This window comes from Bacillus sp. NPDC094077 (assembly GCF_050279465.1).
GTDB lineage: Bacteria > Bacillota > Bacilli > Bacillales > Bacillaceae_G > Bacillus_A.
Genome location: NZ_JBNNUF010000002.1, coordinates 168324 through 177990, shown reverse-complemented (window position 1 = coordinate 177990; position 9667 = coordinate 168324). Strand labels below are relative to the sequence as shown.

The 9667-nt window shown below is 33.4% G+C and carries 8 protein-coding genes and 1 pseudogene; 3 read left to right on the top strand and 6 right to left on the bottom strand.

Annotated elements, in window-relative coordinates:
• Positions 1-328 (bottom strand): exosporium leader peptide-containing protein (locus tag ACQKNR_RS05670; RefSeq protein ID WP_427316992.1); only part of this gene is annotated, 328 nt, incomplete at its 3' end.
• Between the two features lie 79 nt (positions 329-407).
• Between ACQKNR_RS05670 and ACQKNR_RS05665 the strand changes: the two are divergent.
• A pseudogene (locus ACQKNR_RS05665) lies at positions 408-575 on the top strand (BclA C-terminal domain-containing protein); the annotation flags it as partial.
• 421 nt (positions 576-996) lie between these two features.
• Here the strand turns inward: ACQKNR_RS05665 and ACQKNR_RS05660 are convergent.
• Entirely contained in the window at positions 997-1611 is a 615-nt protein-coding gene (locus ACQKNR_RS05660) for a helix-turn-helix domain-containing protein (RefSeq protein WP_427316029.1), read from the bottom strand.
• A gap of 58 nt (positions 1612-1669) precedes the next feature.
• Here ACQKNR_RS05660 and ACQKNR_RS05655 point away from each other — a divergent pair, with 58 nt between their 5' ends.
• Both ACQKNR_RS05655 and ACQKNR_RS05650 read left to right on the top strand, forming a co-directional pair.
• On the top strand, positions 1670-2254 hold the full coding sequence (locus ACQKNR_RS05655) for a LysE family transporter (protein ID WP_427316027.1): 585 nt from the start codon (positions 1670-1672) through the stop codon (positions 2252-2254).
• 742 nt (positions 2255-2996) lie between these two features.
• Positions 2997-3860 (top strand): collagen-like protein, encoded by an 864-nt coding sequence (locus ACQKNR_RS05650; protein ID WP_427316991.1) that lies wholly within the window; start codon positions 2997-2999, stop codon positions 3858-3860.
• Positions 3861-4371: 511 nt separating this feature from the next.
• Here ACQKNR_RS05650 and ACQKNR_RS05645 read toward each other — a convergent pair.
• The 4 genes from ACQKNR_RS05645 to ACQKNR_RS05630 all read right to left on the bottom strand — a co-directional run bounded on the left by ACQKNR_RS05645 (position 4372) and on the right by ACQKNR_RS05630 (position 9650).
• Positions 4372-6168 (bottom strand): ABC transporter ATP-binding protein, encoded by a 1797-nt coding sequence (locus tag ACQKNR_RS05645; protein ID WP_427316989.1) that lies wholly within the window; start codon positions 6166-6168, stop codon positions 4372-4374.
• On the bottom strand, positions 6161-7915 hold the full coding sequence (locus tag ACQKNR_RS05640) for an ABC transporter ATP-binding protein (RefSeq protein WP_427316026.1): 1755 nt from the start codon (positions 7913-7915) through the stop codon (positions 6161-6163). Before ACQKNR_RS05640 ends, ACQKNR_RS05645 begins: the two co-directional genes overlap by 8 nt.
• A gap of 219 nt (positions 7916-8134) precedes the next feature.
• The gene (locus ACQKNR_RS05635; RefSeq protein ID WP_427316024.1) at positions 8135-8731 is read right to left on the bottom strand and encodes a DUF1349 domain-containing protein; all 597 of its coding nucleotides are present in this window, start codon (positions 8729-8731) and stop codon (positions 8135-8137) included.
• A 34-nt stretch (positions 8732-8765) separates the two neighbouring features.
• Positions 8766-9650, bottom strand: a complete 885-nt coding sequence (locus ACQKNR_RS05630; protein WP_427316022.1) for a GNAT family N-acetyltransferase — start codon at positions 9648-9650, stop codon at positions 8766-8768.
• Positions 9651-9667 lie beyond the last annotated feature (17 nt).

Below are 9667 nucleotides of genomic sequence, written 5' to 3'. Positions count from 1 at the left end.
CTCCTACTATTCCGGTTGCCCCTGTTGATCCAGTTGGGCCCGTTATTCCCGTTATTCCCGTTATTCCAGTTGCTCCTGTTATTCCAGTCGGGCCTGTTATTCCAGTTGGGCCCGTTATTCCAGTTGGGCCCGTTATTCCGATTGTCCCTGTTGATCCGGTTGGGCCCGTTATTCCGGCTGGGCCCGTTATTCCGGTTGCTCCGGTCGGGCCGGTTGATCCTGTATTTCCAGTTGGAATATAAATTGGTGGAAGCGCTGGAAATGTAGGTCCAATATTTTCCGGTCCTCTCATACCTTTATTCATTGGTAACTTGCCATTCTGTTTCAATTTAATACCTCATTCCACAAGTTTTTTAACTAATTTACATAATTATGACTCTATCATTAAGGAATACCTTTATAACTCTTCTCTTTTTTCTCCCGCAATATCAATTTCAAATTATAATAATAATTTAATTACTAATTTAAATGCTGGTAATACAATTTCACTTCAATTATTCAGCATATTATCCATCGTTAATTTAATTGAAGGCGGTTCAACAGGTGCCTCTCTTACAATTATACGAATCGATTAATAAATGATTCATTCTTTTTTATAATAAACATTCTTAAATACTAAGGTGGTAAATATCACGTCAGCCATAAAGATAAGAACATTCTAATAATTACATGACAATGATTAAGCAATAAAAATAAATTACACTATATTAATAGTAGAAACTATCTATACTAAATTTTCCGTATATATATTATCAATTTACACGCCCACCTACTGATGTTACATTAAATAGGAAGACAGTTTCTCCTATACGAACCATCTCAATATGTATTTGAGAAACATACTCCAATCCTATACGCGAGAGCAATACTATGTTGACACTCAAATGAGTGTCTTTTTTTGTTGATTACAAAAAATAAAACCATCTCTTATAGATGGTTTTATCATTACACAATTTTCTATATTCTACATTCTATATTCTTAATGTAAATGCAAACTTATGAAGCTGGATAATAAATGGTCATACTTAACCGCGTTAATGTTCTTCCTAAATTATTATAAGAGTGAGGTCTATCCGCCTTAAAGTGAATTGAATCTCCACTATTTAATTTATATTGACCATCATTTACTTCAATTGTTAATTCTCCTTCAAACACCGTTATAAATTCTTCAGTACCTTCTTTATGCGCTTCCGAACTTAATTTTCCTTCTGTTTCAATTTCAACCGTGTATATTTCAAAATGTCTGTCACCTTGGAAAGGAAAAGAAGGATACACTTTATATCTTCCATTGTCTTCAGATAATACTTGAATATCATTTCGTAAAACAACTATTGTATCCGGCTGCGGATTATTGATTAAAGAAGTAAAAGACACTTTCAATCCATTGGCAATTTTCCATATTGTTGTTAGTGTCGGGCTTGATTCTCCTCTTTCAATTTGTCCAATCATCGTTTTACTCACACCTGTTAATTGAGAAACCTTTTCTAAACTTAATTTGTCTTTTTCTCGTATAGTTTTTAAATTTTTCGCCAGAATAATTTGAATTTCTTCCATAAAAAACACTCCTATACCATATACAATATAACGACCATTATGTATAATAAAGAGCACACGTTATATTGTTCTTTTCGGTCATTATAACACACACTAATTTTTAGGGGGTTTTGAAATGCCTATATTTTCTTTTCTATTATTTGTTTTTATAAGTAGCTTCACACCAGGCCCTAACAATTTTCTAGCTATGACATACGCCAATCAACATGGGCTAAAGAGGAGCATGAAATTTTGCTTTGGAGTAGCTTTCGGTTTTTTCATCCTCACCTCCTTATGTAGTTTCTTTAATATTTTACTAATTAATATCCTTCCAACAATCGAATTCACTTTAAAAATTTTAGGTGTAGCGTATATGCTATATTTAGCTTTTAAAATACTCACTAGTAAAGGTAGTACGGATCCCGATGAAAAAAATAATAAAAACTTATTTACTGTAGGGGTTTTTCTTCAATTTGTTAACCCTAAAGGAATATTATTCGGATTGACTGTAGTATCGACTTTTATTCTCCCTTACTACAATTCATATTCAAGTTTTCTACTTTTCTCATTCTTTTTAGGCATAGTCGGTTTAATGAGTACATTTAGTTGGAGCCTATTTGGTTCCATGTTCCAAAAACTTTTATTAAAACACAATCAATTATTTAACATCATTATGGCCGTTTTATTAGTTTTCAGTGCTGTTTCAATCGTTATACACTAACTAGATACTCATTCTAATTTTAGATCTTTGCACTTTTTAATACCAATCTTCATCAGTCGAGCCGATTTATATACTAATCCACTCACCTAGCCTACTTGTTTTAAAATTATTAAAAGGGAGCCTTCTATCAATATTAATCGGTGCAATTTCTTATCGAAATAAAAACAAAAATAAAATTAAAAACTTAATAATAAGATTTAATCCCCTCCATTGGCGACTGATAAACACTTTATTTTTCAGTTACCAATTTTTATCCAAATAAAATCCGGTTTCAATATTGCACAAATTCTTTAATAGAAACACAATACTAATCAATTAACATTTAACCTTTCTTTTACACGCCAAAATATATTTTTGTAGATTTGACACACATTTATATCAAACAAGCATATTTTATTATATGGTGACTATCTATTAATACAAAAATATAACTTTTATAGGATTGCTTTTTTTTTAATTAAAAAATCTACAACATTCTAAAACAATATGCACATAATTTCTTGATTCTCCTTCCAACATAAAACTTGTCTCAGAGCGTATTTAACAGCGCTCTTTATCTTTAAAAAAGGACTTTATTAAGATGTGGGCTAAAACTAATATCCTAAAGTCGCGATAGATATTTACTGTTTCCAAAATAAGCTGCATTAATAATATAAAAATGAGGTATCCATAAAAATTATTACTTTACTATTTCTTTAAACATACTAGTGAGGTGATTTTGATAGATTATCAAAACAAAGATATATTCATTAAATTTCCGCTTTTAGATATTAGTCGTATTATTCTCCCCCATTATCCAACTGGACCTACTGGCTCTACTGGTTCCATCGGTCCCACTGGCTCTACTGGTTCCACCGGTCCCACTGGCTCTACTGGGGCTACCGGTCCCACTGGCTCTACCGGTTCCAGCGGTCCCACTGGCTCTACTGGGGCTACCGGTCCCACTGGCTCTACTGGGGCTACCGGTCCCACTGGCTCTACCGGTTCCACCGGTCCCACTGGCTCTACTGGGGCTACCGGTCCCACTGGCTCTACCGGTTCCACTGGCTCTACCGGTTCCACTGGCTCTACCGGTTCCACCGGTCCCACTGGCTCTACTGGTTCCACCGGGGCTACCGGTCATACTGGCTCTACTGGTTCCACTGGGGCTACTGGCTCTACTGGGGCTACTGGCTCTGTCGGTTCAGGATTAACAAATTATCTATATGTTTTTGATACTACTAACCAGTCAATTGTAGTGGGAGCCAATGTTACTTTTAATACAAATGGACCTATAATAGGTACTGCCCTTACCCACATAACGGGTACTGGGAATATTATAATTAATACACTAGGAACATATGTAGCAGAGTTTCAGTTAGAAGCTTCTCGTGAAAATCAATTTTCCTTTGCACTAAATGGTACACCAATTCCAGGTGGACGTTTTGGTACAGGGGCACCTCATACAATAAATCAAGGTACTGTTGCTTTTACAGTAACAGTTGTTCCTTCAACATTAACTTTAATAAATAACACTTCTTCAGCAGGTACTATTACTCTCTCAAATAATGATGGTGGGTCTTTAACAAATGTATCTGCAAGTATAAGTATTTTTCAGGTAGGCTGATTAGTTAGATTTAAAAAGTGATTCATAAAATTCCAAGCAGCTATTCTGTTTATTCGTAGTTTTTAACCAGAATACTTTTTCGCCTATTAAAGGACAGCAGATACAACAGCTCGTTCTTTTTATTCATATCGCATACTCTCCTTTTTAGGAAATTAAACTTATTAACTCTAAATCCTTACCAATTCAACGCTCGTATTATAAATTGCACATACAAGACATCCTAATATCGTGCATCATATTCACAGTATATTAAGAACCACACTAATTCAGGCTATGAAATCATAGTTAGTAAAAATAAATCCTCCATCAGCGGTTGTAACACACAAACAATACTCATTCCAAGTTGGGATAAGGATGAAATAAGACGTCTTCATAACTTTAAATCACTATTCACATGTTTTAACAGGGATGTAAGACGATGCTATTAAAATACTGTTTGGATAAAAATGATTACAAATATAAAAATGCGGTTTCTCTATTCTAGAGAAACCGCATTACATCAATATTTTCTTTAAATCTTAAACTGACTCGTATACAAATCAAAGTAAAACCCTCTATCTTCCATGAGAGATTCATGATTTCCTCTTTCCAAAATACTCCCATCTTTTATAACAAGGATCTGATCTGCCTTTTCAATCGTTTTGAGTCGGTGAGCGATTACGAAACTTGTTCGACCTCTCATTAAATTATTTAACCCTGCTTGAATTTGCAATTCTGTTCTCGTATCAATATTAGATGTCGCTTCATCGAGAATCAATATATCTGCATCTGCTAAAATCGCTCGTGCGATTGCAAGAAGTTGTTTTTGTCCTTGACTTAAATTCGATCCTTCTGAAGCAATTTCTGTTTCATATTGATTCGGTAAATGCTTAATAAAAGAATGTGCAGATGCCGCTTTAGCCGCATTGATTATTTCTTCATCGCTAGCATCTAAACGCCCATAACGAATATTATCCATAATCGTTCCTGCAAATAAATACGTATCTTGTAAAACTACTCCTATCTTACTTCTTAAAGAATTAATATCATAATCTTTTATATCATTTCCATCTATTTTAATTTGCCCTTTTTGAATGTCATAAAATCGAGTTAACAAATTTATGATCGTTGTTTTCCCTGATCCAGTCGGACCGACTAAAGCAATTGTTTCTCCGGGCGTTGCCTCAAGACTCACATCTTTTAAAATCGTTTTGTTTTCCTTATAACCAAATGAAACATTCTCAAGCGCAACATGACCTTGTAAATTTTGTACAACGAATGCATCTTTTTTATTTTGAATTTCTGGTACCTCATCCATAATTTCAAAAACGCGTTCTCCTCCAGCAACTGCCGCTTGAATTGTATTCATTAAAGTTGCAAATTGGCTTAGTGGTCTTGAGAATTGACGAGAATAATTAATAAAAGCGGCAATGACACCTACTGTTGTCATTCCGTTTAATACCATAACTGCCCCAGCCCCAATTACTAGTCCCATTCCTAAGTTATTAATAAAGTTCATACTTGGAAAAATAAATGCTGAAAACGTATCAGCTTTCGTAGCTGATATTCTTAGTTGTTCATTAATTTTATTAAAATTTTGTACGGTTTCTTTTTCTTTTCCATATAACGTAGTTACGTCTGCACCTGTAATTGCTTCCTCTATAAATCCGTTTAACTCCCCTAAATCTTTTTGACGCTTCACAAAGTTTTTACCACTATATGCAACTAATTTTTTTGTAACGAAAAACATAAGAGGTACTGTAATTAAAGTTACAATTGCTAAAATCCAATTTAATGAGAACATCGCAATCGTCACACCTATAAAGGTTAACGCTGATGAAATAATTTGCACAACACTTTGTGTCAACGCTTGATTCAAATTATCTATATCATTTGTCACACGGCTCATTAAATCACCTTGAGAACGTACATCAAAGAACCTTAAAGACAGCGTTTGGATTTTCTCAAAAATGTCTTGGCGTATTTTTTGTATTGTTTTTAATGCAACGTTAATCATGACAAACGTTTGTAACCACGTTAAAAGCACCGTAATACCATAAATTGCGATAAGTAACATACACATTCTTGCAGTACCACTTAAATCTTTCGGTACAATATATTGATCTATAATTACACCCATGTAATATGGGCCTAATAGTCCGAGTAATGTAGTAACTAATACTAAAAAAACAACGAACATAAGAGCAGCTTTTTGAAATCCTAAATAATCCCATATCCGCATTACAGTTCCTTTAGTATTTTTAGCTTTTCCTATCTTCGGCGCGTTACGTCCACCTTTATTAGCAAATTGCCCTTGAAAATTACGCATTTTCTTTCCCACCTTCTTCATGTAAATTGCCACCTTGGGAAAGATAAATTTCCTGATATACCTCACATTGTTCTAACAGTTGTTTATGAGTACCATCACCAACTAACTCACCATTATCTAGTACAAGAATTTTATCAGCATCCATTATTGAAGAGATTTTGGAGGCAATTAATAATGTAGTTGTTCCTTTATATTCTGTTATTAATGCTTCTTGAATGTTTGCCTCTGATTTTGCGTCAACTGCTGATGTAGAATCATCTAAAATTAGAATTGATGGCTTTCGCACTAGCGCCCTTGCAATGGATACACGTTGTTTTTGGCCACCAGATAAATTCGTTGCACCTTGTGTTAAATTATATTGATAAGAATCTTCAAGTTTATTAATAAACTCCGTCGCACAAGCTGATGAAGCCGCTATTTCCAGTTCCTCATGTGTGGCAGCTTCTTTACCATAACGTAAATTCTCTTCTATACTTCCTGAAAACAACAATGCCTTTTGAGGTACAAAACCGATAGAAGCACGCAATTTTTGTAAATCATACAGTTTAATATCTGTACCATCTATACATATTTCTCCTTGATCAACATCATAAAGACGCGGTAGTAATTTAGCTAAAGTAGACTTACCACTTCCGGTTGATCCGATAATCCCTACTTTTTCACCTTTACGAATGCTAAATGAAATATCCTTTAGAACGTATTCGTTATTTTTTGTATAGCTATAGCTAACATGATTAAACTGAATATTTCCTTCTACTTGCTCCGGTTCAAATGCATTCGCTTCACTTATTATATCAACTTCAGTATCTAAAACTTGCTGTACACGATCTGCAGATGGAAAAGCCCGAGCAATTTGAATAAATACCATACTAATGGACATAAGTGACATTAAAATAATATTTAAATAGTTTATAAATGCTAAAATCGCTCCCACTTGAAGGGTACCATTAAATACTTTCTCTCCGCCAATCCATAAAGTTGCAACAATCCCGCCATTTACAACTAGCATAATAATCGGCATCATTAACGAAATGAGCTGCACAGCTCGGATATTTATCTTCGTTAGATTCTTATTAACATTTCCAAACTGGGTGATTTCATATTTTTGTCTTACATACGCTTTAATAACACGTACTCCAGATAAATTTTCTTGTAGCTTTGTATTTACTTTATCTAATGCTTCTTGCACCTTTTTAAACGATCCGCTCGCTTGACTCGCAATGAGAACAATTGCAAGTAATAAAATCGGTACAACTACTAGTAAAATAGGAAATAGCTCTCTCGCTGTTACAAAAACAATAATTATACTTCCAATAAATAACAACGGACCACGAACAAGTACACGTAACGTCATCGTCATCGCTGATTGGATAGATGTAATATCATTTGTCACAATCGTTAATAATTTGCCTGTTCCAAATGAATCGCGATTTTTACTAGAAAATGTTTCAATTTTTGCAAACACTTCTTTTCGTATATCTGTAGCAAAATTAACAGCTGCTTTTGTAGAGTACTTCATACAGCCAAGTCCTCCAACTAAACCGAGCGCTGCTGCTCCTATCATAAGAAGCCCCATTTTTATTACATAATTTAAATTCCTATTTGCAATTCCAACATCAATAATATGTTGCATAATAGTCGGTTGAATTAAGTCCATCGCAACCTCAAGTACCATAAATAGCGGTCCAATAATAGCGAAGAACATGTATGGTTTTAAATACTGTAATAACTTTCGAAATGATTTCATACATAATCTCCTTTTTCATGAAATTAACACTCTATAATTCATATCCCTCCTTAATTAGGCCGTATAGTTTGTAATTTCTTTATTACTTCTATTATATTATGTAAATTAATATTTAACATTATTAAATGATAAGCATTAATTACTTTCGGGTCAATAAATGTGCTTTATATTATATAAATATAAAAACCGTATTCTTAATTATAAGAATACGGTTTTTATCTATATTTGTTCAATTGTAAAATCAAAAAACTCGGTCTCAAATCCATTATTTTTAGATGGACTACATGTGTAAAAACCTATTTTCACAGGTCTATCATCTAAGTCCTCCAGCAAATGAGCAATTCTAATCTGTTCCCAGTGCTGGCTCGTTTTCACATATATTGTATAATCACTTCGTTTGCGAACAATACGAAAACGTAATTGTTTATTAGCCAATTCAGTTGGATAATCTTTCGTTGACCAATCGGAATATCCATTATTCGTTACAACAGCCCCTAAATGAGATGGGCCATCTGGAATATATTCTAATGAAGCTTTTAACCAACAGTTCTCAGAAATCATCACAAACAGACCTGCTTGATCATATGTCGCATTTGGATTCATTCGTAATTGAACTTCAGCCTGAAAATCTGTCATCATTTCATTATAAAATACATGACCATTCATTACTTCAAAACCATAATGTGTTTTCATCCAAAAATCTGTTTCTGCTTTCGAATGGACAATAAATGTTTGGTTGTCTTTAAGACTATTTTTCTCTGGGGCATTCATAACAGTTAGTTGCTCAATATGATTTGGTATATATGATATTTTCATACTTCCTCCCATAAAAAAACGCTTAGATTAATTTTTAAAACTCCGTTAAAACTGGGAATTTGTAACCTTTAAAATCTAGCTCTTTATTACTTCGAACCATTAAATACTTACTAGACTGGAATTCTGTAAATTGTACATCTTCAATTCCTAATTGATCTGGTGAAAAATAAAATTCAATCTCCATAAACTCTTCAGAGATTTCCTTACATAATTCATCTAAAACTGGAAGTATCGGCGCGAATACTCCATATAATTTTAACTGTTTATTTTCTACTTCATAAATAATAATCGCATCTAGATTCTTAGAATAATACAGTTTTTCATTCCATTTCAAATCATACATATTCAAATAAAACGAAGATCTGTAATTCAAAGTAGAAAACATATTTGAAAGCCTTTGGCTATTATCTATAGTTTCATCTATTAATTGTCTGTCCTCTTCTAAATAAAAATCTAACTTTCTAAGTAATGAATCCTTATTATATTTTTTATCGTATGGTATTGTCATCAGATGTTCCTGCACAACTTTAAATCCAAATGATGTATACAGTTCAACGTGTTCAGTAAACAATAATGTACATTCACATTGTTTATCGATTTCTTCTATCATTTTACTCATTAATTGGGTCATGAGTCCTTTTCTACGAAAATCAGGATGTGTCATTACTGATTGAATGCCAACTGCATTTATTTTTTCACCATTAATTAGTAACGGTAGTGAAAATGCCGCGACATTTGCAATCGCTTTATCATCTTGTAATACGGATAAAGCTTTATATGTATAATCCCAATATCCTTTCTCCAAAAAATCACGTAATGTTTGACTTTCAATACCAAACACTTCTTCAAATAAAGGAAATAACTGCTCTCTTTTCGGTTCTTCCATTAGAAGATTTGCAAATTTTTCAACATTCCCCATCTTGTCCCTCCATACAT